This window comes from Sulfitobacter maritimus, from assembly GCF_013346665.1.
GTDB lineage: Bacteria > Pseudomonadota > Alphaproteobacteria > Rhodobacterales > Rhodobacteraceae > Sulfitobacter > Sulfitobacter maritimus.
Window position 1 is genome coordinate 685430 of record NZ_JABVBB010000034.1, and the last position, 24011, is coordinate 709440.

Sequence of the window (24011 nt, forward strand, 5' to 3'; positions counted from 1 at the left end):
TCAGTTCTCGTTAATGTCGCGCGTGACGATCCGCGCCCCGCTGGACTGGCGGCGAAAGGCAAGGCGCAGGCCAATCCATGCGACCAGTGACAGCACCGCAAAAAGCGCGAGCAGGCCCGCCACATGCATCGGCGCGAACAACGCGACAACCACAGCCATCGCAAAAGCGCCCAAAGCGAAGCCGAGAAAGATCGAACCGGGCAGCAGCAGTTCGACCACGCCAAGCAGTAAAGCGGCGCAGAGCCAAACCCACCAAAGTGTCAGCCACCCCGCCATCATCCTTTGCCTTTCAACAGTTTAAAGGCATCGCCAAAGGCCTCAAGCGCTTGTGCTGGGACGACGATCGTCTGGTTGCCCGACCCTTTGCCCATCGCGTTAAGCGCATCGACCTGTTTCAACGCAATTTGATACTGCGCCGCGGCCAACCCGTTTTCATTGATCGCCGTGGCGACAACCTGTGTGGCGTAGGCTTCAGCATCCGCAAGCACCCGCCGCGCTTTGGCTGTTTGTTCCGAGGCATAAAGCTCGGCCTCGGCCGCGAGTTCCACAGCGCGTTTGCTGCCCTCGGCTTCGGTTACCTGTGCGCGTCGGGCGCGTTCGGCGTTTAGTTGCTGCATCATGGCCGCGCGCGTGGCGGCGTCGAGGTTCACGTCAAGGATTTCCGCGCGAGTCACTTCGATGCCCCAAGAGTCCACCGCATCCTCGACGCTCGCTTTGATCGTGGTGATGAGTTGGCTGCGGTTGGCCTGCACTTCATCAAGATCCATCTTGCCGATCTCGGCCCGGACGATGCCGGCCACGGTGGTGGAGATCGCACTGTCCACATCGCGGATGCGATAAACAGTCTTTTCCGGCTCAGTGATGCGGTAAAAGACCGAGGTATCCACTTGCACCAGCACGTTGTCGCGGGTGATGGCGTCTTGGCTCGCAGTAGGCAACTGCCGCTCAAGGATTGAGATTTTATGCGCAACATTGTCGATGAAGGGCACGATCATATTGATCCCCGGCCCCAAGACCGCGCGCAACCGGCCAAAGCGTTCGATCACATGCTGTTCGGACTGTGGGACGATCTTGACCGATTTGAGGATCAAGATCACGACCAACAGTGCCAGTAGCAGCAACGCCAAATTGTGTTCCAGCAGGCCGATCAATATGGTTTCGATGTCCAAGACATTCATCCTTTAAGGGTATAACTTCGTGCAATTCCCCGTATTTTACCTTTATTGCATGTTTCACGCCACTGGTTTATCGCCCCAGTCGCAGCCAGAGAGGGCCAGACTATGACCAGCACCGGATTCACCAAACACGCGCAGGACGGCAAGGCACGCAGCGGCGTCATTACGACCCCGCGTGGCGAGATCCGCACGCCTGCCTTTATGCCCGTTGGCACAGCGGCCACCGTGAAGGCGATGATGCCGGAAAGCGTCGCCTCGACCGGTGCGGATATTCTGCTGGGGAATACTTACCATCTGATGCTGCGCCCCACGGCGGAGCGTGTGGCGAAGCTTGGTGGGCTGCACAAGTTTATGAATTGGGAAAAGCCAATTCTGACGGACTCGGGCGGCTTTCAGGTGATGAGCCTTGCCGGGTTGCGCAAGCTGACCGAGCGCGGCGTGACGTTCAAAAGCCATATCGACGGGTCCAAACACGAGATCACCCCTGAACGCTCGATGGAAATTCAAGAGCTACTGGGCTCTGACATCGTCATGTGTTTCGACGAATGTCCCGCACTGCCTGCCGACCGCGCCCGCATTGCGGAGAGCATGCGCCTGTCGATGCGCTGGGCGAAACGCAGCCGCGAGGCTTTTGGCGACCGTCCGGGGCATATGCTCTTTGGCATCCAGCAGGGCGGGCTGGAGCAAGACTTCCGTGCCGAGAGCGCCGAGGCGCTGCGCGAGATTGGCTTTGATGGCTATGCCGTGGGCGGGCTCGCAGTAGGCGAGGGGCAGGAGGCGATGTTCTCCACGCTCGATTTCTCGACCGATATGCTGCCCGAGGATAAACCTCGCTACCTGATGGGGGTCGGCAAGCCGGACGACATCGTCGGCGCTGTGGCGCGGGGCATCGATATGATGGATTGTGTACTGCCGTCCCGCTCCGGCCGCACGGGGCAGGTCTTTACCCGCCTGGGCGTGCTCAATATCAAGAACGCGCGACATCAGGACGATCCGCGCCCGCTGGATGAGAATTGCAGTTGCCCGGCCTGCCAGAACTACTCCCGCGCCTATCTGCACCATGTCTTCCGCAGCCAAGAGATCATCTCGTCCATGCTGCTGACATGGCACAACCTGCAATACTATCAGGATATCATGGCCGGCATGCGCGAAGCCATCGCGACGGGGCGGTTCACCCAATGGCAGGCAGATTTCCACGCCGGGCGCGAACAGGGCGATATCGACCCGCTCTAGCGGATTCTCACGCGGAATTGTGTCAGACGATCCTTGCTGCAACCCGGCAGGGTCTTAGGTGCTTTCTACAGAACAAAGCAACGAAAGGCCCAGATATGACCGAAAAGCTATTTACCCCTTTTACCGCCGGTGAGATTGAAGCCGACAACCGTTTGGTCATGGCACCGCTGACGCGCAACCGGGCGGACAACGACACCGGCGAAGTGGCTGAGATGCACGTCGACTATTACCGCCAGCGGGCAGGGGCGGGGATCATAATCACCGAGGCGACCCAGATCAGCCCAGAGGGCAAAGGCTATTTCCAGACGCCGGGCATCCATACTGAGGGCCAAGTCGCGGCTTGGCGCAAAGTGACAGACGCGGTACATAAAGAGGGTGGCAAGATTGTCCTGCAACTCTGGCACGTGGGGCGGATCAGCCATACATCTTTGCAACCGGGTAACGCCCAGCCCGTGGCCCCTTCAGCCATTGCGGCGGAGGTAAAGACCTTTACCACCAACGGGTTCGAGGACACGTCTGAGCCGCGTGCGCTGAAACTGGACGAGCTGCCCCGCGTGGTCGCGGACTTTGTTCATGCGGCAAAGATGGCCAAGAAAGCGGGCTTTGATGGGGTCGAGGTACATGGCGCCAATGGCTACCTGCTGGACCAATTCCTCAAGACCGGCAGCAACCACCGCGACGATGCCTATGGCGGCAGTGTGGAAAATCGCGCGCGCCTGTTGTTTGAGGTGCTTGATGCTGTGACCGAGGTCTGGGGCGGCCCCCGCGTGGGCCTGCGCCTTTCGCCCTTCTCTCCCGCCAATGGCATTAGCGACGCCAACCCGCAAGAGACCTTTGAATATGTCGTCAAAGGGCTGAACCGCTATGATCTGGCCTATCTGCACCTTGTCGAAGGGGCCACCGGCGGATCGCGTGAATTGGCCGAAAATGAGAGCATCAAGGCGCTGCGCAAGCTCTTTGGCGGGCCTTACATGGCGAACAATGGTTATGACCGCGATATGGCGATTGAAGCTGTGGCGAAGGGTGAAGCCGACCTCATCGCTGTCGGACGTCCCTTTATCGCCAACCCCGATCTGCCGCGCCGCTGGCAGATGAACGGGCCGCTGAATGAGGGCGATAGCAGCACCTACTACGGCGGTGGTCGCGAAGGCTTCACTGACTATCCAGCACTGGAAACCACGACCGCATAAGCGAGACGTTAACAAAGAGCGCTGGGAATGGTATAAAATGGGCCAATCCCGCGCTTGCCTCTACCGTGCTGAAGCGCGATGATAGCGACCTTAAACCCGCAAGGGGATTGAAACAGGCGGGCGGGATGCACACATATCCTGTCCAGAAAAGGAGACATCAAGGGCTGCCTAGAACAGGGGCCGGAATGTCTTGCTAAGATAAGGAATTGAGCATGTTAGAGCCACTGAACGCATCCTACCCGGTGCTTCCGCTGCGCGACATCGTCGTGTTTCCCCATATGATCGTGCCGCTTTTCGTCGGACGCGATAAATCCGTCCGCGCGTTGGAAGAGGTCATGGCCGACGACAAGCAGATTCTGCTGTCGAGCCAAGTGGACCCCGGCGAGGATGATCCCGATACCTCTGGTATCTTTAAGGCTGGCGTGCTGGCCAATGTTCTGCAACTGCTGAAACTGCCCGACGGCACGGTCAAAGTGCTGGTCGAAGGTCAAGCACGCGTGCGCATCACTGAATACCTCGACAACGACAGCTTCTTTGAAGCGCGTGCCGAGTATCTGACCGAAATGCCGGGCGATGCCGCCACCACGCAAGCACTGCTGCGCACTGTGGCGGATGAGTTTGAGCGTTATGCCAAGGTCAAGAAAAACGTCCCCGAAGAAGCGCTCGCTGCCGTAGGCGAAAGCGCCGAGCCTGCGCGTCTGGCCGACCTCGTGGCAGGCCACCTCGGCATTGAAGTCGAGCAAAAGCAGGACTTGCTGGAAACGCTGAGCATTTCCGAGCGTCTTGAGAAGGTCTACGGCCTGATGCAGGGCGAAATGTCCGTCTTGCAGGTCGAGAAGAAGATCAAGACCCGCGTCAAATCCCAGATGGAGCGCACGCAGCGCGAGTACTATCTGAATGAGCAGATGAAGGCCATTCAGCACGAGTTGGGCGACGGCGAAGACGGCAAGAACGAAGTGGCCGAGCTTGAAGCCCGCGTGGCCGAGACCAAACTAAGCAAGGAAGCGCGTGAGAAGGCCGAGGCTGAGATCAAAAAGCTCAAGAACATGAGCCCGATGTCTGCCGAAGCCACTGTTGTGCGCAACTACCTCGACTGGATGCTGTCGATCCCGTGGGGCGTGAAGTCGCGCGTTAAGAAAGACTTGGGCAAGGCGCAGAAGGTGCTTGATGACGACCACTATGGCCTCGAAAAGGTCAAGGAGCGGATTGTTGAGTATCTCGCCGTGCAGCAGCGCTCGACCAAGATGAAAGGCCCGATCATGTGTCTCGTCGGCCCTCCGGGCGTCGGTAAGACATCTTTGGGCAAATCAGTCGCCAAGGCCACGGGGCGCGAGTTCATTCGCATCTCGCTCGGCGGCGTACGTGATGAGAGCGAGATTCGCGGCCACCGCCGGACCTATATCGGCTCCATGCCCGGCAAGATCATCCAGGCGCTGAAAAAGGCCAAAACCACGAACCCGCTCATCCTGCTCGACGAGATCGACAAGATGGGGCAGGACTTCCGTGGTGATCCGGCTTCGGCCATGCTCGAAGTGCTTGATCCGGAACAGAACGGCACCTTCGTGGACCACTACTTGGAGGTGGAATACGATCTGTCGAACGTGATGTTCCTGACCACCTCGAACAGCTACAACATGCCCGGACCGCTTCTGGACCGGATGGAGATCATCCCGCTTTCCGGCTACACCGAGGATGAAAAGCGCGAGATCGCCAAGCATCATCTGGTGGCCAAACAGATCAAGAACCACGGCCTGAAGGAGAAGGAGTTCAAGATCGAGGACTCCGCCCTGACTGGTATGATCCGTTACTACACCCGCGAGGCTGGCGTGCGGAATCTTGAGCGTGAGATCGCCAAGGTGGCGCGTAAGTCGCTGACCAAGATCGTGAAAAAGGAAGCCGAAAGTGTCACCGTTACTGGCGACAACCTTGAGGAGTTCCTTGGTGTTCGGAAGCACCGCTACGGCCTGGCGGAAGAGAAGGATCAGATCGGTGTTGTGACCGGGCTGGCCTATACCTCCGTCGGTGGTGAGCTGTTGCAGATCGAAGCCCTGCGTCTGCCAGGTAAGGGTCGGATGAAGACGACGGGTAAGCTCGGCGATGTGATGAAAGAAAGCATCGACGCGGCAAGCTCTTACGTGCGTTCGATCAGCCCTCAGATCGGGATCAAGCCGCCGAAGTTTGACACGTTGGACATTCACGTTCACGTGCCGGACGGGGCCACACCCAAGGACGGCCCTTCGGCCGGTTTGGCGATGGTGACCTCGATCGTGTCGGTGCTGACGCAGATCCCGGTGCGGCGTGACATTGCCATGACGGGCGAGGTCTCTCTGCGCGGCAACGCCATGCCGATTGGCGGGCTGAAAGAGAAACTACTCGCAGCTCTACGCGGCGGCATCACCACGGTGCTGATCCCCAAGGAGAACGAGAAGGACCTGCCGGAGATTCCGGACAACGTGAAAGAAGGGCTGACCATCATCCCGGTCGATCACGTCTCGGAAGTGCTGGAACATGCGCTCGTGAGCAAACCCAAGGCGATCGATTGGGACGAAGCCGCCCAAGAAGCCGCCGAGGCTGCCGCGATGAAAGCCCGCGCTGGCGCTGCCGATGCAGCTACGACGCACTAAAGCTGGCCCATCTTTACACTCGACAACGCGCGCTCTTCGGAGCGCGCGTTTTGCGTTTCTGGGCATGGTCCCACGGTGGTTTTTGACGGAAACCCTCTTGCGCGCGCTGCCGCAATTGGCTACTTCGCCCCGCAAGGGTGATTAGCTCAGTGGTAGAGCGCTTCGTTCACATCGAAGATGTCAGGAGTTCAAATCTCTTATCACCCACCACTCCTTTTCCGTTTAGTTTGATTTGACCGGGTGTCATATTGATAGCCTGACCGACGCCCATCCGCTGCACGGCCAGTCTGGGTCAGGAGTTCACTCTCTCATCACCAACCATTCTTCTTCCGTTTGGTCTGATTTGACCGGGTGTCATATTGAGAGCCTGACCGACGCCCGTCCGCTGCGCGGCCAGTCTGGGTCAGGAGTTCACTCTCTTATCACCCACCATCCTTCTTCCGTTTGGTTTGACTTGACCGGGTGTCATATTGATAGCCAGACCGATGCCCGTCCGCAGCGCGGTTAATCTGGGTCAGGAGTTCAATCTCTTATCACCTACCGTTTTCCAACCACATGACCCGCTGAGTATCTAAGCGAGACCCGCGCATATTTCCGGTTGGAGCGCGCCTGAGATTTCTGCCATCCTGAGTAGAAAATCGCGCAACGGAAGGCATCGCATGACCAACTATCCACCTCTCTATATCCTGCGACATGGGGAGACCGAGTGGAATGTCGAAGGTCGGCTTCAGGGTCGCCATGATTCCCCGCTAACCGCGCAGGGGCGGGCGCAGGCGCGAGCGCAGAACGCGATTCTAAAGCGCTGCGACCTCACCGGCTTCACAGCCCTCACCAGCCCGCAGAAACGCGCACAGGACACCGCGACAATCGCATTGGAGGGGCTGTTGCCCTTTGCGGCGGACGAAGGTCTTGCCGAGATCGGCCTTGGCGCATGGGCAGGGCGCGAGCGGGCGGCGTTGTTAGCGAATTGCCCGCGGGCCCGGGATTCTTTCGACCTCTACGAAGAAGCGCCCGGCGGGGAGGGGTTTGCCGCGCTCTACAAGCGGTGTCAGGCGTTTTTGGGCCGACTGGACGGACCGCATGTGTTGATCACACATGGAATTACGTCGCGGATGCTGCGTCTTATCCTGACGGGGCGGGACATCGATCAGCTACGCCGCATACAAGGCGGGCAGGGGGTTGTTTTCGAGATAATCGACGGTCAGCAAAGAAGGCTGAAATTATAGGGTTGAAGCCCGCCGAATCCTTGGCTAAGAGAGCCACATCGGGTCGTTAGCTCAGTTGGTAGAGCGCTTCGTTTACACCGAAGATGTCGGGAGTTCGAGCCTCTCACGACCCACCATCCCCCTTCCACAAAAGTCAGTATTTGATAACGGATCGCCTTTCGACGGTCGAGATTTGCGCTGTCCCGCCCATAGCGCAGAACCGCGAACGCCTATGTCGAAATTTTTCAATTTTCCGCCAAACCGCGCTTGACGGCGCAGAGCCCCCACCATAGAACACCCCAACGCTTCGGGCTTACCCGGAACGTGCAGCGGGCGGTTGTAGCTCAGTTGGTTAGAGTACCGGCCTGTCACGCCGGGGGTCGCGGGTTCGAGCCCCGTCAACCGCGCCACTGCTGCTTGAAAAGGGACCTCTTTGAGGTCCCTTTTTGCATTCTGACGCTTCTCATTTTTCTTTTATGAAAGCTACGTTTTCTGGTGCAAATGCGCTTGACGCCTCCCGCGCCTTGGCCTATTCCGCCCACATCGCGCGGTTGTAGCTCAGTTGGTTAGAGTACCGGCCTGTCACGCCGGGGGTCGCGGGTTCGAGCCCCGTCAACCGCGCCACTTTATTCCCTGTTTTCAGTAAGATCAGAATGCCCTCTGGGGCTCTTGGCGTTGCTGCATCTGGGTCGCCCGGCCTGCGGGAGTGGGGTGACCGGGGCTGCCCGATCACCCGAATAGTTAGGTCAAAGCGTCAAGAATACGCGCCCAGGAGCGGATGCCTTTGTGGAAGCTCTCCATGTCGTATTTCTCGTTGGGCGAATGGATCTGATCGTCGTCCTTGCCAAAGCCCACCAACATCGGCTCTGTCCCCAGAATCGTCTGGAAATAACCAGCAATCGGGATCGATCCGCCGCAACCGATATAGGCCGCTGGCACCTGCCATTCATCGCTGAGCGCCTGACGGGCAGGCTCGAACATGGGGTTGTCCGTCTCAACCCCGGAGGCCGGGCCGGCGCTGTGGTCCTTAAATTCGACGGTGCAGTCTTCGGGCATCATCTCGCGCACCATTGTGCGGAAGCTTTCGCGGATGGCAAAGGGGTCTTGCGTGCCGACAAGGCGGAAGCTGATCTTGGCATGGGCCTGGCTTGGCAAAACGGTCTTAAACCCGTCGCCGGTATAGCCGCCCCAAATGCCGTTCACGTCGCAGGTGGGGCGCGACCAGATCATCTCAAGCGGGGTACGGTCCTGCTCGCCTGCGGGCTGGCTGAGACCCACATCGCCAAGGAAGCTGGCGTGGTCAAAGGCCAAACCCTGCCACTGGGCCTCCAGCTCTTCGGACAGTTCTGGCACGCCGTCGTAGAAGCCCGGCACGGTAATGCGACCTGTGTCGTCATGCAGCGAGGCGACGACTTTGCTAAGCACGCGGATGGGGTTCATCGCAATGCCGCCGAACATGCCGGAATGCAGGTCTTTGTTGGCTGCCGTGATGGTCAGTTCTTCGCCCAAAAGCCCGCGCAGCATGGTGACGATTGCGGGGGTTTTGGATTCGAAAAGCCCAGTGTCGCAGATCATCGCCACATCGGCTTTTAACTCCTCCGCGTTCTCTTTCATAAAGGGGATCAGCGAGGGTGAACCGCTTTCCTCTTCACCCTCAAGGAAGAAGGTGATGCGGCAGGGCCAATCGCCCTTGACCTCTTTCCAAGCGCGCAGGGCTTCGATGATCGTCATCAACTGGCCCTTGTCGTCCGCCGCGCCACGGCCCCGGATCACGCGGCCCTTGTCGGTGTCCTGCACTTCGGGGTCAAAGGGGTCGCGGTCCCACAGGTCCAGCGGATCGACGGGCTGTACATCGTAGTGGCCGTAAAACAGCAGATGTGGTTTGCCTTCGCCCACATGGCCCACGACCATCGGATGACCCGGTGTGGCGCGTTTTTCCGCCTCGACACCCATGGAATTCAGATCGGCAACCAGCCAATCGGCCGCGCGGTCGCAGTCCTCTTTATAGGCCGGATCGGTCGAGATCGACGGGATGCGCAGCAGCTCCAGCAGGCGGTCGGTGGCGGCGGGCAGATTATCGTCGATCCGGGCGAGAACATCATCAAGAGACATGCAAAGACTTCCTTACGCTATGAATTTGCGCGAAGGTATCAGGCCCGCGAGGCATGTCCAGTGGGCGGGGAGGCCCGTCAGAAAGTAAGCGTAAGGCGGCTGCCCTCTGGCGTAAGATCGGTGTCGAGCGTCCCATCAAGCTGCGAAGCGGCGGCGGACATAAGCGTCTGACCAAGGCTGCCCGGGCGCGACAGGCCACCACTTTGCGAGCCGATGCCATCGTCTTTGCAAATCAGGTGATAGGCGCCATCAACGAGCGACAGATCAACATCGATCCTGCCTGCAGTGTTGTTCGGAAAACCGTGTTTGATGGAATTTGCAGCGAACTCGCTAACGATCAACCCGATGGCAGAGGCCGCACTTGCGTTCAGTGATATCGCGTCACTGCGGTGGCTGATTGTGATATGGCTGGGGGCGGTATCTTGCAGCAGTTCAACGACCTGACCGAGAAAGGCGGCGGTATCCACCTCATCGTTGCCCGCGCTATGTTGCAATTCACCGTGCAGCGAAGCCACGGCCTGCACCCGGCGTTGAATGGCCTCCATCACTTCAAGGCTGCTCTCGTCCTTTAGGTCGCGTGCGTGCAGGCGGATCATCGCGCTGAGCGTCTGCAGTGAGTTCTTTACCCGGTGGTCTGCTTCGCTCATCAGGACGGCCTGCCGGCGCAGGGCAAGGCGTAGATCAAGCTGTTTCATCACCTGCCGAGACAGGACCGCGACGGCGTTGCGCTGTTCTTCGGTCAAACGGCGGGGTTTGTTATCCAAGATGCACAGCGTGCCAAGGGGCAGACCGTTCGGTGCCACCAGCAAAGCCCCTGCATAAAAGCGAAGCCCGTCTTCGCCCGCGCAAAGTGGATTGTCGGCCATGCGCCTGTCGCGCAGCGTGTCGGGAATCTCAACAAAGGGCGCGTCAAGAATGGCGTGCGAGCAGAGCGAGGTGTCCAACGGAGTCTCGCGTGCGCCCAGCCCAACTTCGGCCTTAAACCACTGCCGGTCTTTGTCGATCAGGTTGATCACTGAAATCGGTGCATCACAAATCTGCGCGGCGAGGGCTACGATCTCGTCAAAATCGGCCTCTCGCGGCGTATCGAGGATGTCGTAGTCGTAAAGGGTGCGCAGGCGTTGTGCCTGCTTTGGGTGCGGATCGGCGAGCAAATGCAGTATCTTTCGTGGTTAAGGGTTCTTAAGACAGGAAATACCAGCGACTGACAAGCAAACAGTAGACCACGCAGCACAGCTTAGCCCATTGCCGCCTACCTGCCTGCGACAGTTCGCCCCCCGCCCGCGCGGCGATAAGACGTTGATGCGCCCGGCGTGAGCCTGTAATCATTCTAAAAAGTGAATATGGGTATGCGGCCCTATCGCTTGCTTGTCGATCAGATGGAGATGCGCGATGGATTATTCGGAAAAGCTCGACGCGGCGATTGCGCGGCTGCATGACGAAGGCCGCTACCGCACCTTTATCGACATTGAGCGCCGCAATGGCCAATTCCCCCACGCGGTCTGGACCAAACCTGACGGGAGCCAGCAGGACATCACCGTCTGGTGCGGCAATGACTATCTTGGCATGGGGCAGCACGCTGTGGTGATCGAAGCGATGGAAGAGGCACTGCGCGCCACCGGCGCAGGCTCTGGCGGAACGCGCAACATTTCCGGCACGACCGTTTATCACAAGCGGCTTGAAGCAGAGCTGGCCGATTTGCATGGCAAGGAAGCAGCCCTGCTGTTTACCTCGGCCTATATCGCCAATGACGCGACGCTCTCGACACTGCCAAAGCTCTTTCCGGGTCTGATCATCTATTCGGACGCCTTGAACCATGCGAGCATGATCGAAGGCGTGCGGCGCAATGGTGGGGCCAAGCGTATCTTCCGCCACAACGACGTCGCTCACCTGCGCGAGTTGATGGAAGCAGACGATCCCGCCGCGCCCAAGCTAATTGCTTTCGAATCGATTTATTCCATGGACGGCGATTTTGGCCCCATCGAAGAGATTTGCGATCTTGCCGATGAGTTCGGCGCGCTGACCTATATCGACGAAGTGCATGCGGTTGGCATGTACGGCCCGCGCGGGGCAGGGGTGGCAGAGCGTGACCGTCTGATGCACCGGCTCGACATTATCAATGGCACGCTGGCTAAGGCTTACGGCGTGATGGGTGGCTATATCGCGGCCTCGGCCAAGATGTGTGACGCCATCCGCTCCTATGCGCCCGGCTTCATTTTTACCACCTCGCTGCCGCCCGCTGTGGCCGCGGGCGCGGCGGCCTCTGTAGCCTATCTGAAGCGTGCGCCAGAACTGCGCGAAAAGCACCAACAGCAAGCTAAGGCGTTGAAACTGCGGCTCAAAGGCTTGGGCCTGCCGATTATTGACCATGGCAGCCACATCGTGCCGGTGATGGTGGGCAACCCGGTCCATACCAAGCTATTGTCGGACATGCTGCTCGAAGATCACGGCATCTACGTCCAGCCCATCAACTTCCCCACAGTGCCACGCGGCACCGAGCGACTGCGCTTCACACCGTCCCCGGTGCACGGTCCCAAAGAGATGGACGCGCTGGTGCGTGGGATGGACCTGCTCTGGTCGCATTGTGCGCTAAATCGTGCCGAAGCGGCGGGATAAAACACAGCCTTGTTCGTATTTTTCGTTGTCTTGTGCTAGCCTTGACGAAAGAAAAGGCTAAATCCGAATCGTTGGGGCGCTTGCGGATCAAAGCTACAGGCAGACTAGGGACAGGGCATATTGATGATCGGGCGTTGGGCCTCCAGAACTGCTGAGGATGAAATCGTCGAACCCAAAGGGTTTGACGCATTCGAATTGCGGCTGGGGGATGTCATGCGTGGAGAGCGTGCAACCCTTGGCAAATCCCTCCTCGATGTGCAGCGCGAACTGCGGATCAAAGCCTCCTATATCGCCGCGATTGAGAACTGCGATCCCGATGCCTTTGACACGCCCGGCTTTATTGCGGGCTATGTGCGTTCCTATGCCCGCTATCTGAACATGGACCCGGACAAGGCGTTTACCGCCTTTTGTAAAGAATCGGGCTTTGCCGTGGCGCATGGCATGTCTGCCGAAGCCTCTGTCGTTAAAAAGCCCAATTTTGAAGAGCGCCGTAGGTCTCCGAAAGAAGACGACCTTTTCGCCCGCCCAAACACACCATTCGTGCCAGTGGGGGACGGTTTCCTCAGCCGGATTGAGCCGGGCGCAGTCGGGTCATCGCTGGTCTTGATCGCATTGATCTCAGCCATCGGTTTCGGCGGCTGGACGGTGTTGAAAGAAGTGCAACGCGTTCAGGTTACCCCGGTGGATAAGACACCAATCGTCCTATCTGATCTCGACCCGCTCGAAGGTGCGCTTGCCAGCGCGCCTGATGCAGAAGACGATCCCGCCGTTCCCCGCAGCACCGAGCGTCCCCGTGCCGATGCGCTGGACCGGCTTTATCGTCCGCAGGCGCTCGACGTGCCGGTCCTTGTCGCCCGCGACGCACCGATTGCATCGATTGATCCCCGTTCGGTGAGCAATTTTCCGATCCCCGAACGGCCTGAGCCGACAGGCCCGATGACCGCAGGCGCAGAGAACAGCACGATCTCGGATGCCATCGACGAAGCCGTGATGTTGGCCAATGCCGATACAGAACTGCCCAAGCCGCAGGTCGTCGAGCCCGCAACGCAGGGCGTGCGTATGGTTGCAGCCTATCCTTCGTGGGTGCGTGTCCGGGCAGCAGACGGCACGGTGATCTTCGAAGGTGTCATGAACAAAGGCGATACATACGATGTGCCTGTGACTGAGGAACCTGCGACTCTGCGCACCGGCGAATCCGGCGCGTTGTACTTTGCCATGGCCGATGGTTGTTTCGGCCCCGTAGGACCGCGCGGTGCTGTGACGTCGAATGTCCCGTTGAACCAGCAGGCCTTGGCCGAGCGGTACGAGCCCGTCGACCCTTCTGCAGAGCAGTCGCTGAACCGCATGTTTGCTGATCTTGAAGGCGCGATTGACCCTTCGGCGCTGGCCGCTATGCCCTGCAAAAGCTAACGGCCGCTTGTCGGTCTGAACCTCCCATTGCACATGCGATCTGGCCCCACTAGGTAGAGGCCACTGCCCTTGATCCGCGAAAGGTGTCTTATGTCGCTTCATTCCATCCGTCCTTGGCGCGAAATTCCACGTCGCAAATCGCGGCAGATCATGGTGGGAAATGTGCCGGTGGGGGGCGATGCACCGATCACTGTGCAGACGATGACCAACACACTCACCACTGATGTGGCCGCGACCATCGCGCAGGTGCAGGCCGCCGCTGATGCGGGCGCGGATATCGTGCGGGTATCTGTACCGGATGAAGCCTCATCGAAAGCGCTGCGGCAGATCGTCCCCGAGGTCAGCGTCCCCATCGTCGCTGACATCCATTTTCATTACAAACGTGGGATCGAAGCTGCCGAAGCAGGGGCCGCTTGCCTGCGGATCAATCCGGGCAACATTGGCGATGAAAAACGCGTGCGCGAGGTGATCAAGGCCGCGCGGGACCACAATTGCTCCATCCGCATTGGGGTCAACGCAGGTTCGCTGGAACGGCACCTGCTGGAGAAATACGGCGAGCCTTGTCCTGCTGCGATGGTTGAAAGCGGTCTCGATCACATCAAAATCCTGGAAGACAACGATTTTCATGAGTTCAAAATCAGTTGCAAAGCCTCTGACGTCTTCATGGCCGCCGCTGCCTATCAGCAGCTAGCTGATGCCACCGACGCCCCCATTCACCTCGGCATTACCGAGGCCGGGGGGCTGATGTCCGGCACCATCAAGTCGGCCATCGGTCTGGGCAATCTGCTGTGGAGCGGGATTGGCGATACGGTCCGCGTGTCACTTTCGGCGGACCCCGTCGAGGAGGTGAAGGTCGGTTATGAAATCCTCAAATCGTTGGGCCTGCGGCATCGCGGCGTGAACATCATTTCCTGCCCGTCCTGCGCACGGCAAGGGTTTGACGTAATCAAGACGGTTGAGACACTTGAAAAGCGGCTAGAGCATATCAAGACGCCGATGAGCCTGAGCATCATCGGCTGCGTCGTGAACGGCCCCGGCGAAGCGCTGATGACCGATGTCGGGTTTACCGGGGGCGGCGCCGGGTCTGGTATGGTGTATCTCGCGGGTAAGCAGAGCCACAAACTGGGCAACGACGGTATGATTGATCACATCGTTGAACAGGTCGAGGAACGCGCAGCACAGATCGAAGCGGGCGAGGCGAAAACTGCGGCAGAGTAAGGCTTTAGCGGAAGTAGCTAATCTATCGCTTTAAGGCTTTGCTAGGTATTTTTGCAAAACCACCGCAGGCATATGCCCACGCAGGATCATGTTCGGCAAGACGTAGAAGGGCGCCTCGTCTAATCCAAGCTGCGCTGCCCAAGCGGCAGCCTGCGGCGTGCTTAGGTCGTGTTGGATGAATGTCAGGCCGTAAGTATCTGTCAAATCTTTCAATTCTCGCGCGGCCGCCATACATTCAGCGCAGTCGTCGGCGGTGAAAAGCGCCAAATCTCGCCCTGCCAGTAACTCAGGTGTCAGGCTCTCAAGCAGGCTCAGATCATCCTCAATATACTGCTGCATCTCTGATTTTGCGGGCTGCGGTCCGGCCAAGGCATCGGCAATCACATCGCCATTGGCCAGAATGGCAGCACGCAGTTCCGCTTCGAAAGCGGCACGGTTTGAGATGGGAAATTCGGCCTGCTCACTAGCCCCGGCAGGCGTGGCCAGTGCGAGCGCTATAACAAGGCCGACGGCCCGCATGATCAGCCGCGCTTTTCTTTCACGAACGCCATCATCTGATCATAGGGCAGGTAGCCGCGCAGCATTTCGTCCTTCATGACGAAGGTCGGCGTGCCGGTGATCTGGAGTTTCTGCGCCAGTGCGCGGGTCTCGGCAATCTCTTGGGTGACTGCGTCGCTGCCCATCTTCGCCTCAATCGCATCGGCGTCTAGACCAAGGCCTTCTGCCAAACGGCGCAGGGCGGCCATGGTCACATCCCCGTTGAACGCCATCAGCGCATCATTCAACTGTTTGTATTCATCGTCCCCGGCAACCTGTTTGGTCGCCACGGCAAAGCGCGAAGCCAGCATGGACTGCTCGCCCAAAATCGGGAATTCTTTCACGATCAGTTTGATATTGCCGTCGGTTTCCAACAGCTTGGCCACTTCGTCATGGGCGCGTTTGCAATAGCCGCAACGGTAGTCAAGGAACTCAACCAGCGTAATGTCGCCCTCAGGGTTGCCACCGACCCAAGAGTAACCGTCATTGAAAATTTCATCCGCATGGGCTTCGACAAGGTCAAAATCCGCCTGCATCTGGGCTTCGGCTTGTTGGGTCTGCATCTGCTCCACGGCCTGTAGGATCACCTCGGGGTTTTCCATCAGATAGGCGCGAACCTCGGCGCGGAACTGGGCGCGTTCTGCATCGGTCAATTCGGTCAGATCCATCGCCTGAACAGGGGCAGCAAGAGCCAATGCGCTGACAAAGGCGGGGGCGATCAGACGGGCAAACATGGGCGGACCTTTCGGTAAGAACTGCGAAATAGGAGCCAAGGGTTGACGCCCGGCATCAGGCGGGGTGAAAGCACATGCCGAGACTAGGAGCAAGCCCATGCGAAATTCAACCCGATCCGCCGTCGATCCCTTTATTGTGATGGACGTGATGCAGGCCGCCACCGCCGCCGAAGCCGAAGGCCGCCACATCATCCATATGGAGGTGGGCCAGCCCAGCACAGGCGCCCCAAAAGCAGCGGCAGAGGCGCTGACAAAGGCCATGCAGGACGGGCCTTTGGGCTATACCGTGGCGCTTGGGTTGCCTGCTTTGCGGGCACGTATCGCGCAGATGTATGGCGAATGGTACAACGTCGATCTTGATCCGGCGCGGGTGGTGATCACCCCCGGCTCATCAGGCGGGTTTCTGCTCGCGTTCACCGCGCTTTTCGACACGGGCGATCGCGTGGGCATCGGCGCACCGGGCTATCCCAGCTACCGCCAAATTCTGAGCGCTTTGGGGATGCAACCGGTCGATCTGCCCGCAGCACCTGAAAACCGTTATCAGCCCGTTGCGGCGGATTTCGCGGATGAAAACCTGCGCGGCTTGCTTGTCGCTTCTCCGGCGAACCCCTCCGGCACCATGCTCGACCGACCTGCGCTTAGCGCTTTGACGGATGCCTGTGCGGCCAATGATATGTCGTTTATCTCAGATGAAATTTATCACGGCATCGAATACGACAAAAAGGCCGTCACCGCGCTTGAGGTGACAGATGATTGCTATGTGATTAACTCCTTTTCCAAGTATTTCTCCATGACTGGATGGCGCATCGGCTGGATGGTGGTGCCAGACGATCAGGTGCGCGTGGTTGAGCGGATTGCGCAGAACATGTTCATCTGCGCCCCCCATGCCAGCCAGATTGCGGCGCTCGCGGCGATGGATTGTGACGACGAATTACAGGCGAACCTTGCGGTCTACCGCCGTAACAGAGATTTGGTGATCGATGGTTTGAAAGAGGCCGGGTTCACCGACATCGCGCCCCCCGATGGCGCGTTCTACGTCTATGCGGATGTGTCGCGCTTTACCGATGACAGCCGCGCCTTTGCCGCTGAAATTCTCGACAAGGCCGGCGTCGCCGTCACACCGGGGCTCGACTTTGACCCGGTGCGGGGCCATAAAACCCTGCGCTTTTCCTATGCACGCAGCACTGCGGATATGGAGGAAGGCATCGCCCGGCTTAAAGCCTTTATGGCCGCACGCTGACCGCTGGTTTGCCCGCTGCGTGGATGCTAGAAGGGCAAAAACGAGCAGGGCAGGGTACGTGATGATGCAGTCTATCATAAAGGCTTTGGCGGTTGCGCTGGCAGTGACCGCCCCTTTGCCGCTTTCGGCGCAGGAGTTAACCGCGCTGGCGCGGGTTGATCCGGAAGCAAGCGCTGTCAAAGATGGCTGGTTCGGCAAGACCGATCTGACAGTGGCGTTAAGCCAAGGCGTGCCGTTCCGTGTCTTCCTGCTCGATGATCCGGCAAGGTTGATCGTTGATTTCCGCGAAGCGGATTGGAGCTATGTGCAGGCCGAGGATCTGCTGGCCAAATCCGGACGGATCAGCGCTCTGCGCTTTGGCGCTTTTCAACCCGGCTGGTCGCGGCTGGTGGCGGATTTGGCCGCGCCGATGGTGCCTGAGGAGATCGGTATGCCGATCGACCCGGTCAGCGGCACGGCGCGGTTGGAAGTGACGCTCAAGGAGGTCGAGGCCGAGGTCTTTGCCAAAGCCGCCGGGGCGCCGGTGGACCCTGATTGGACCGCAGCCCTTACCGCGCCGCCGAAGATCGCCAAGGTCGACAAAGACAGTTTCACCGTCGTGCTGGACCCTGGTCACGGCGGGATTGATCCCGGCGCACAGCGGGCCGGCTTGGACGAAAAAGACCTGATGTTAAGCTTTGCCCGCGACCTGCGTGATGCCCTGCGCCGCAAGGGGATCGATGTGCTGCTGACCCGTGATGACGATGTTTTCGTAGCGCTAGAGCACCGTGTCGCCATCGCACATCAGGCCGAGGCTGATCTTTTCATCTCGCTTCATGCCGACAGCCTGTCGCAAGGCGGCGCGACCGGGGCGACCATCTATACACTGTCAGAGGACGCCAGCGACGCCGCGACAGAGCAGCTCGCCGCGCGGCATGATCGCTCTGACATTATCGCGGGGGCCGATCTGACGGGCTCGGATGATCAGGTTGCTGGCATCCTGCTTGATCTTGCGCGACAGGAAACCGAGCCGCGTTCAGAAGCGCTGGCCAGAGTGTTGGTAGAGGGCATGACAGAGGCAGGCGGGCCGATGAACAGCCGCCCCCTGCGCCGCGCTGGATTTTCGGTGCTCAAGTCAGCGGATATCCCATCGGTCCTGATCGAGATCGGCTTTCTCAGTTCCAAACGCGATCTGACCAATCTGCGCGATCCGGTTTGGCGTGCGGGGATGGTAGCGGCAATGGCGGATGCGGTTGTCGCGTGGAGGGACAGTGACGCAGCGCTCAAGCCGTTGATCCGCAAATAAAAATAGCGCGGTTCTACCGCCGCGTCATGCGCGGTAATTCGCCCTTTGCTGGCGGCCATGTGTTTTGACCCCGCGCAGCGCATCCTGTATAGGCTGGGAGCATTCCCTAGCCAATGGTGGTCCGCGCGCGTGTTTCGTTTTATCCTGTCCTTTTTCGGCGGTATCTTTACCACCATCACCCTGAGCGTCGGCATGGTGGCTTTGACCATCGGTGCGGTGTTCTGGATGTATGGCCGCGATCTGCCCAGCCATGAGTCCTTGGCGCAATATACGCCACCGACGATCAGCCGGATTTACTCCGGTCAGGGGCGGTTGATCGACGAATTTGCCAAGGAACGGCGGCTTTTCACCCCGGCGGAGACGATCCCCGATCTGGTGAAACAGGCGTTTATTTCGGCCGAAGACAAGAACTTCTACACCCACGAAGGCTATGATCTGCGCGGCATCGGTGCGGCGGCGGTGGATGCGGTGAAATCGCGGGGGCGTGACGTGCGCGGTGCCTCCACGATCACCCAGCAGGTGATGAAGAACTTCCTGCTGTCGGGCGACCGCCGGGCGGAGCGTAAGATCAAGGAAATCATCCTCGCCTCGCGGCTAGAGGAAACGCTGAGCAAAGAGAAAATCCTTGAGCTTTACCTTAACGAGATTTTCCTTGGCCAGAACTCCTATGGTGTGGCGGCAGCCAGCCAGACCTATTTCAACAAGACCTTGAGCGAGCTGGCCCCGCATGAGGCGGCGTTCCTTGCGTCCTTGCCCAAAGCGCCCTCGGATTATCACCCGGTCCGCCGCAAGGAACGGCTGCTGTCGCGCCGTAACTTTGTCCTGCGCGAGATGAAGGAGAACGGCTATATCTCTGAAGAGGTCTATGAGCATGAGGTCGCGCTGCCGCTGCGCTCGGTGCAGAACGGGGACTTTCAGAGCTTCAAGGCCGAACTGCCGCCGCGCGATTATTTCACCGATGAAATCCGCCGCCAGCTCAGCGAAGACTTCGGGGAGGGGGAATTCTTCACCGGTGGTCTGACGGTGCGCGCCACCATCGACAACGAGATGCAGCCCATCGCCGCCAATGCCCTGCGCCGCCAGTTGGAGCAATACGATCGCGGGCGCGGCATCTGGCGCGGCACACGGTTTGAAATCCCTGAGGCCGAGCTTGCCACAGAAGAGAAATGGCGCGCGGCCTTGGCTGATCTGCGGGTACCACGGGACATTGATCTTGAAAATCAGTGGTATCCGGCTGTCGTGCTCGAAGTTGGCAGCAACGACGCCCGCATCGGCATCGAAGGGGTCGAGGAGGATGAGGACGGTCACTGGATTCCGGCCAAGGACGTGCAATGGGCGCGTAAACGGTTGGACGATGGCAAACTTGGCCCTAAGGCCAAAGTCGCGGGTGATCTGCTGGATGTGGGCGAGGTCGTGCTGGTCCGTCGCATGACCTCTGACAGCGACGGGTCTTTCATCCGCTGGACCCTGCGCCAAGTGCCTGAGGTGCAAGGCGGCTTTGTCGCGATGGATGTGCATACAGGCCGCGTGATCGCCATGCAGGGCGGCTTCTCTTACCAAGCCAGCGTGTTTAATCGCGCGACCCAAGCCAAACGCCAGCCGGGGTCGAGCTTTAAGCCCTTCGTCTATGCCTCGGCGCTCGACAGTGGCTACAGCCCCGCGACCATCGTGGTCGATGCACCGATTGAGATCAACACGCCGCAGGGTGTCTGGCGGCCGCAGAACGCGTCCCACAAATTCTACGGCCCAACCCCGCTGCGGACCGGGATTGAGCAGTCGCGTAACCTAATGACCATTCGTCTGGCTCAAGAAGTCGGCATGGATGTGGTCGGCAGCTATGCGGAGCGTTTCGGCGTTTATGACGACCTTGCGCCCTTGCTTTCCAACGCACTCGGCAGTCAGGAAACCACGCTTTACCAAATGGTCTCGGCCTATGCGATGTTCGCCAATGGCGGCGAGCGGGTGCAGCCAACGTTGGTGGACCGAGTGCAAGACCGCTATGGCCGCACGGTCTATCAGCATGATGAACGCAAGTGCTATGACTGCGAACAGGTCAATTTGGCCCCCGGGCAAGCGCCCAAGATTATCTCGAACCGGGATCGTGTGATGGACCCTGTCACCGCCTATCAGCTCACCTCCATGATGCGCGGCGTTGTGGAGCGTGGCACTGCACGTAAGGCGATTAACCTGCCGGTGCCAATCGCAGGCAAGACCGGCACCACCAATGACGAAAAAGACGCGTGGTTCGTGGGCTTTTCGTCCAATGTCGTGGCGGGCTGCTATATTGGGTATGACACGCCGCGCCCCATGGGCCGGGGGGCTGGCGGCGGGCGGCTTTGCGCACCGGTATTCCAGCGTTTCATGTCGGAGGCGATCAAGAAATACGGCGGGGGTGAATTCAAGGTGCCGGAAGCCTGTCGCTTCATCAAGATTGACCGTTTTTCCGGCGCCCGCTTGAGCGACAGCGCGTCGGGGGCCAATGTGGTGTCCGAATGTTTCCGCGATGGCGAAGAGCCGCTCTTTGGCATCTCCTTTGACGGTGGTTTTGCCATGGGCGCGGATCTGCCGCTGGTCGAAGAACTGGGCGGGTCGAACGCGAATGCAGGCCGTCAGGTCACCACCTCAACCGGCAAAAAAGCCACCGTTGGCCCCAAAGCCAGCTTTGGCACGCTCAGCTCGGGCGGTCTTTACTAACGCGTCAGGGCCGGGTTCCCCCGCAGCCCCACTTGTCGCCACTGGCGTGCTGGTCTATCTCTCATGCGGCTCCGGTTTTCGGGGCCGCTATACTTATTAAAGGCAGACACAGATGCGCGCAGAGGCACAGAATACCGCGGACCAGATCAGCAAATCGCTGGAATTGCTGGCTCAGCGACTGGATGTGGAAACCGCGCCTTACCGGCTGGAGGAATTCAACGCGCGCGTCGAAGATCCGAATCTGTGGGACAACCCTGAGGCTGCTCAAAAGCTGATGCGCGAACGGCAGTCGCTGGTCGATGCCATGGACACTTATGAGAGCATCAAACAAGAACTTGCTGACAATCTCGAACTGATCGAATTGGGCGAGATGGAAGAGGACGAGGAGGTCATCTCTGACGCCGAGGCCGCGTTAAAGGCGCTGGCTGAAAAGGCGGCACAGAAAGAGCTTGAAGCCCTGTTGAACGGCGAGGCGGACAGCAACGACACCTTCCTTGAAATCAACTCCGGCGCGGGCGGCACCGAAAGCTGCGACTGGGCCAGCATGCTGGCGCGGATGTATGTCCGCTGGGCTGAGAAGAAAGGCTATAAGGTCGAGCTTCAGGCCGAAAGCCCCGGCGAAGAGGCGGGCATCAAATCCGCCACCTACAAGATCGCCGGGCATAACGCCTATGGTTGGCTGAAATCTGAGAGCGGCGTGCATCGTCTGGTGCGGATTTCGCCCTTCGACAGCGCGGCCAAGCGGCACACGTCTTTCACCTCGGTCAAGGTCTACCCGGTGGTGGATGACAATATCGAGATCGAAGTGAACCCTGCCGACATTCGCATCGATACCTACCGCTCATCCGGCGCAGGTGGCCAGCACGTGAACACCACCGACTCGGCAGTGCGGATTACCCACCATCCCACCGGGATCGTCGTGACCTCTTCGGAAAAGTCGCAGCACCAGAACCGTGATATCGCCATGAAAGCGCTGAAGTCTCGGCTCTATCAGATGGAGTTGGACAAGCGTTCGGCGCTGGTTAACGAGGCGCATGAGAACGCAGGCGATGCGGGCTGGGGCAATCAAATTCGCTCCTATGTATTGCAGCCCTATCAGATGGTGAAAGACCTGCGGACGAATTACGAGACCTCGGACACGAAAGGCGTGCTCGATGGGGATTTGGACGGTTTGATGGGGGCCACGCTGGCGTTGGCCGTGTCTGGCAAAAGCCGGGCTGAAGCGCAGGGCGACTGACACAAGCCGTTTCACGGTCTGTGCAGTTCGGGGGCCATCTCCCGGACCCCCTTGAAGTATCTCGAGTCAGAAAGAAGGGGAGCAGCGTGGAATTTCTTGAGTGGGACGCGGTAGATGTGTCCGAAGCGCTGACTGCAGGGCGGCTTTCCGCGGTTGAGCTAATGCAGGCGACATTGGCCCGTATCAACGGGGTCAACGGGGCGGTGAATGCCGTGCTCTCTTTGCGCGACGAAGAGGAACTGCTCGCCGAAGCCCGCGCCGCCGATGCCGCACCGCGACGGGGGTGGTTGCATGGGATTCCGATGGCAATCAAGGATTTGGCCGATGCCAAAGGATTGCCAACCTCGCAGGGATCGCCGCTTTTTGCCGGACAAATTGCACAGGAGGATGATCCAGCCGTGGCCCGGTTGCGGGCGGCGGGCGCATTGATCATCGGCAAAACCAATACGCCTGAGTTCGGCCTTGGCAGCCATACATTTAACCCGGTGCATGGGGCGACGCACAATCCCTATAATCTGACCCGTTCGGCGGGTGGCTCCTCTGGCGGGGCGGCGGCGGCTTTGGCCGCGCGGATGCTCCTCGTGGCAGATGGTTCTGACATGATGGGATCACTGCGCAATCCGGCAGGGTGGAACAACGTCTACGGCATGCGCCCGACATGGGGGGCGGTGCCGGGCGATCCGGCGGGCGATCTTTTCATGCATCAGCTGTCGACATTGGGTCCCATGGCGCGCAGCCCGCGTGATTTGGCCGCGCTCTATGACGTGATGCGCGGCAGCGATGCGCGTTTGCCCCTCAGCGTCGAAGGCGCGGATTGTGCATCCGTTTTGATTGGCGACTTACCAAAACAGCGGATTGGCTGGCTTGGCGATTGGGGAGGGGCGTTTCCCTGCGCGTCTGGAATTCTGGACCTAAGCGAAGCGGCATTGCAGCAGATGGCGGGGCTGGGCCATGATGTGACATCTATTGCAGCGCCCTTTGATGCCGATGCGATGTGGTACAGTTGGACCACGCTGCGTTCCTTTGCCGTGGCGGCATCGCTCGGGGCGATCTACGACGATCCGAACCGCCGTGAACACCTGAAACCAGCGGCGCAGTGGGAAGTGGCACGCGGGCAGGGGTTCTCGGGCATAGAAATTCAGCGGGCCAGCAGCATCCGTTCGGATTGGTTTCGCGCGGCGATGAAGGCCTTTGAGGATGTGGACGTTCTGGTGCTTCCGTCGGCGCAGGTCTGGCCGTTCGATGTGACCGAGGTGCATCCGACAGAGATCAACGGAGTGGCGATGGACAGCTATCACCGCTGGATGCAGGTGGTGGTGCCCGCCAGTTTGATCGGCCTGCCGGTGGTGAATATTCCTGCAGGATTTGACGACCGCGGGTTGCCACATGGTCTGCAACTGATTGGCAAACGCGGCAGCGATGCGCGGCTTTTGCAATTGGCCGAAGACTGGCACCGCGCCACTGGTTTGCCGCAGGCTGTCCCGCCTAAGCTCTGACAAGG

18 protein-coding genes and 4 tRNA genes are annotated in these 24011 nt (G+C 59.5%); 16 read left to right on the plus strand and 6 right to left on the minus strand.

Translation table 11 applies throughout. The features are described from left to right. Together HTT03_RS13410 and HTT03_RS13415 are read right to left on the minus strand one after the other, a co-directional pair. Positions 1-276, minus strand: a complete 276-nt coding sequence (locus HTT03_RS13410) for an NfeD family protein (RefSeq protein WP_174860355.1) — start codon at positions 274-276, stop codon at positions 1-3. Beyond that, positions 276-1169: an SPFH domain-containing protein gene (locus HTT03_RS13415; protein WP_425506319.1), complete on the minus strand. Its 894-nt coding sequence runs from the start codon at positions 1167-1169 to the stop codon at positions 276-278. Before HTT03_RS13415 ends, HTT03_RS13410 begins: the two co-directional genes overlap by 1 nt. A 111-nt stretch (positions 1170-1280) precedes the next feature. Between HTT03_RS13415 and tgt the strand changes: the two genes are divergently transcribed. From tgt to HTT03_RS13455, 8 genes are all read left to right on the plus strand, one after another. Next, positions 1281-2408, plus strand: a complete 1128-nt coding sequence (tgt, locus tag HTT03_RS13420) for a tRNA guanosine(34) transglycosylase Tgt (RefSeq protein WP_174860275.1) — start codon at positions 1281-1283, stop codon at positions 2406-2408. A gap of 95 nt (positions 2409-2503) precedes the next feature. Then, complete coding sequence (locus HTT03_RS13425; protein WP_174860276.1) at positions 2504-3598, plus strand: alkene reductase; 1095 nt, start codon at positions 2504-2506, stop codon at positions 3596-3598. A 212-nt stretch (positions 3599-3810) separates the two neighbouring features. Beyond that, a complete protein-coding gene (gene lon, locus HTT03_RS13430; protein ID WP_174860277.1) occupies positions 3811-6222 on the plus strand; it encodes an endopeptidase La in 2412 nt (803 codons plus the stop codon). A gap of 135 nt (positions 6223-6357) precedes the next feature. Beyond that, positions 6358-6432, plus strand: a tRNA-Val gene (locus tag HTT03_RS13435). 449 nt (positions 6433-6881) lie between these two features. Beyond that, positions 6882-7448, plus strand: coding sequence for a histidine phosphatase family protein (locus tag HTT03_RS13440; protein WP_174860278.1), 567 nt, complete (start codon positions 6882-6884; stop codon positions 7446-7448). A gap of 40 nt (positions 7449-7488) precedes the next feature. Next, positions 7489-7564 (plus strand) — tRNA-Val (locus HTT03_RS13445). Positions 7565-7760: 196 nt separating this feature from the next. After that, positions 7761-7837, plus strand: a tRNA-Asp gene (locus HTT03_RS13450). Between the two features lie 137 nt (positions 7838-7974). Then, positions 7975-8051, plus strand: a tRNA-Asp gene (locus tag HTT03_RS13455). A 117-nt stretch (positions 8052-8168) separates the two neighbouring features. Here the strand turns inward: HTT03_RS13455 and HTT03_RS13460 are convergent. Next, entirely contained in the window at positions 8169-9539 is a 1371-nt protein-coding gene (locus HTT03_RS13460) for a M20/M25/M40 family metallo-hydrolase (RefSeq protein WP_174860279.1), read from the minus strand. 77 nt (positions 9540-9616) lie between these two features. Continuing rightward, entirely contained in the window at positions 9617-10693 is a 1077-nt protein-coding gene (locus HTT03_RS13465) for a sensor histidine kinase (RefSeq protein ID WP_174860280.1), read from the minus strand. A 238-nt stretch (positions 10694-10931) separates the two neighbouring features. On the opposite strand from HTT03_RS13465, the gene hemA reads away from it, so the two are divergent. From hemA to ispG, 3 genes are all read left to right on the plus strand, one after another. Further along, on the plus strand, positions 10932-12155 hold the full coding sequence (hemA, locus tag HTT03_RS13470; RefSeq protein WP_174860281.1) for a 5-aminolevulinate synthase: 1224 nt from the start codon (positions 10932-10934) through the stop codon (positions 12153-12155). Positions 12156-12278: 123 nt separating this feature from the next. Then, positions 12279-13565 carry a helix-turn-helix domain-containing protein gene (locus HTT03_RS13475; protein ID WP_174860282.1) on the plus strand — a complete coding sequence of 429 codons (1287 nt, stop codon included), beginning with the start codon at positions 12279-12281 and terminating at the stop codon, positions 13563-13565. A gap of 90 nt (positions 13566-13655) precedes the next feature. Beyond that, positions 13656-14783 (plus strand): flavodoxin-dependent (E)-4-hydroxy-3-methylbut-2-enyl-diphosphate synthase, encoded by a 1128-nt coding sequence (ispG, locus tag HTT03_RS13480; protein ID WP_174860283.1) that lies wholly within the window; start codon positions 13656-13658, stop codon positions 14781-14783. Positions 14784-14813: 30 nt separating this feature from the next. Here ispG and HTT03_RS13485 read toward each other — a convergent pair whose 3' ends face one another. Further along, positions 14814-15302: a disulfide bond formation protein DsbA gene (locus tag HTT03_RS13485; RefSeq protein ID WP_174860284.1), complete on the minus strand. Its 489-nt coding sequence runs from the start codon at positions 15300-15302 to the stop codon at positions 14814-14816. Between the two features lie 2 nt (positions 15303-15304). Further along, positions 15305-16054, minus strand: coding sequence for a DsbA family protein (locus HTT03_RS13490; protein WP_174860285.1), 750 nt, complete (start codon positions 16052-16054; stop codon positions 15305-15307). A gap of 97 nt (positions 16055-16151) precedes the next feature. Between HTT03_RS13490 and HTT03_RS13495 the strand changes: the two genes are divergently transcribed. The 5 genes from HTT03_RS13495 to HTT03_RS13515 all read left to right on the plus strand — a co-directional run bounded on the left by HTT03_RS13495 (position 16152) and on the right by HTT03_RS13515 (position 24006). Continuing rightward, positions 16152-17294 carry a pyridoxal phosphate-dependent aminotransferase gene (locus tag HTT03_RS13495; RefSeq protein WP_174860286.1) on the plus strand — a complete coding sequence of 381 codons (1143 nt, stop codon included), beginning with the start codon at positions 16152-16154 and terminating at the stop codon, positions 17292-17294. Positions 17295-17358: 64 nt separating this feature from the next. Then, a complete protein-coding gene (locus tag HTT03_RS13500) occupies positions 17359-18579 on the plus strand; it encodes an N-acetylmuramoyl-L-alanine amidase (protein ID WP_174860356.1) in 1221 nt (406 codons plus the stop codon). A 129-nt stretch (positions 18580-18708) separates the two neighbouring features. Continuing rightward, complete coding sequence (locus tag HTT03_RS13505; protein WP_174860287.1) at positions 18709-21273, plus strand: PBP1A family penicillin-binding protein; 2565 nt, start codon at positions 18709-18711, stop codon at positions 21271-21273. 112 nt (positions 21274-21385) lie between these two features. Beyond that, positions 21386-22510 (plus strand): peptide chain release factor 2, encoded by a 1125-nt coding sequence (gene prfB / locus HTT03_RS13510; protein WP_174860288.1) that lies wholly within the window; start codon positions 21386-21388, stop codon positions 22508-22510. A gap of 86 nt (positions 22511-22596) precedes the next feature. Continuing rightward, complete coding sequence (locus tag HTT03_RS13515; RefSeq protein ID WP_174860289.1) at positions 22597-24006, plus strand: amidase; 1410 nt, start codon at positions 22597-22599, stop codon at positions 24004-24006. Positions 24007-24011: the final 5 nt, after the last annotated feature.

Coding starts and splice junctions, on each gene's coding strand:
- lon (WP_174860277.1), top strand. CDS start 3,811: ATGTTAGAGCCACTGAACGCATCCTACCCGGTGCTTCCGCTGCGCGAC.
- prfB (WP_174860288.1), top strand. CDS start 21,386: ATGCGCGCAGAGGCACAGAATACCGCGGACCAGATCAGCAAATCGCTG.
- HTT03_RS13460 (WP_174860279.1), bottom strand. CDS start 9,539: ATGTCTCTTGATGATGTTCTCGCCCGGATCGACGATAATCTGCCCGCC.
- HTT03_RS13425 (WP_174860276.1), top strand. CDS start 2,504: ATGACCGAAAAGCTATTTACCCCTTTTACCGCCGGTGAGATTGAAGCC.
- HTT03_RS13495 (WP_174860286.1), top strand. CDS start 16,152: ATGCGAAATTCAACCCGATCCGCCGTCGATCCCTTTATTGTGATGGAC.
- HTT03_RS13410 (WP_174860355.1), bottom strand. CDS start 276: ATGGCGGGGTGGCTGACACTTTGGTGGGTTTGGCTCTGCGCCGCTTTA.
- HTT03_RS13440 (WP_174860278.1), top strand. CDS start 6,882: ATGACCAACTATCCACCTCTCTATATCCTGCGACATGGGGAGACCGAG.
- HTT03_RS13475 (WP_174860282.1), top strand. CDS start 12,279: ATGATCGGGCGTTGGGCCTCCAGAACTGCTGAGGATGAAATCGTCGAA.
- ispG (WP_174860283.1), top strand. CDS start 13,656: ATGTCGCTTCATTCCATCCGTCCTTGGCGCGAAATTCCACGTCGCAAA.
- HTT03_RS13485 (WP_174860284.1), bottom strand. CDS start 15,302: ATGCGGGCCGTCGGCCTTGTTATAGCGCTCGCACTGGCCACGCCTGCC.
- HTT03_RS13490 (WP_174860285.1), bottom strand. CDS start 16,054: ATGTTTGCCCGTCTGATCGCCCCCGCCTTTGTCAGCGCATTGGCTCTT.
- tgt (WP_174860275.1), top strand. CDS start 1,281: ATGACCAGCACCGGATTCACCAAACACGCGCAGGACGGCAAGGCACGC.
- hemA (WP_174860281.1), top strand. CDS start 10,932: ATGGATTATTCGGAAAAGCTCGACGCGGCGATTGCGCGGCTGCATGAC.
- HTT03_RS13500 (WP_174860356.1), top strand. CDS start 17,359: ATGCAGTCTATCATAAAGGCTTTGGCGGTTGCGCTGGCAGTGACCGCC.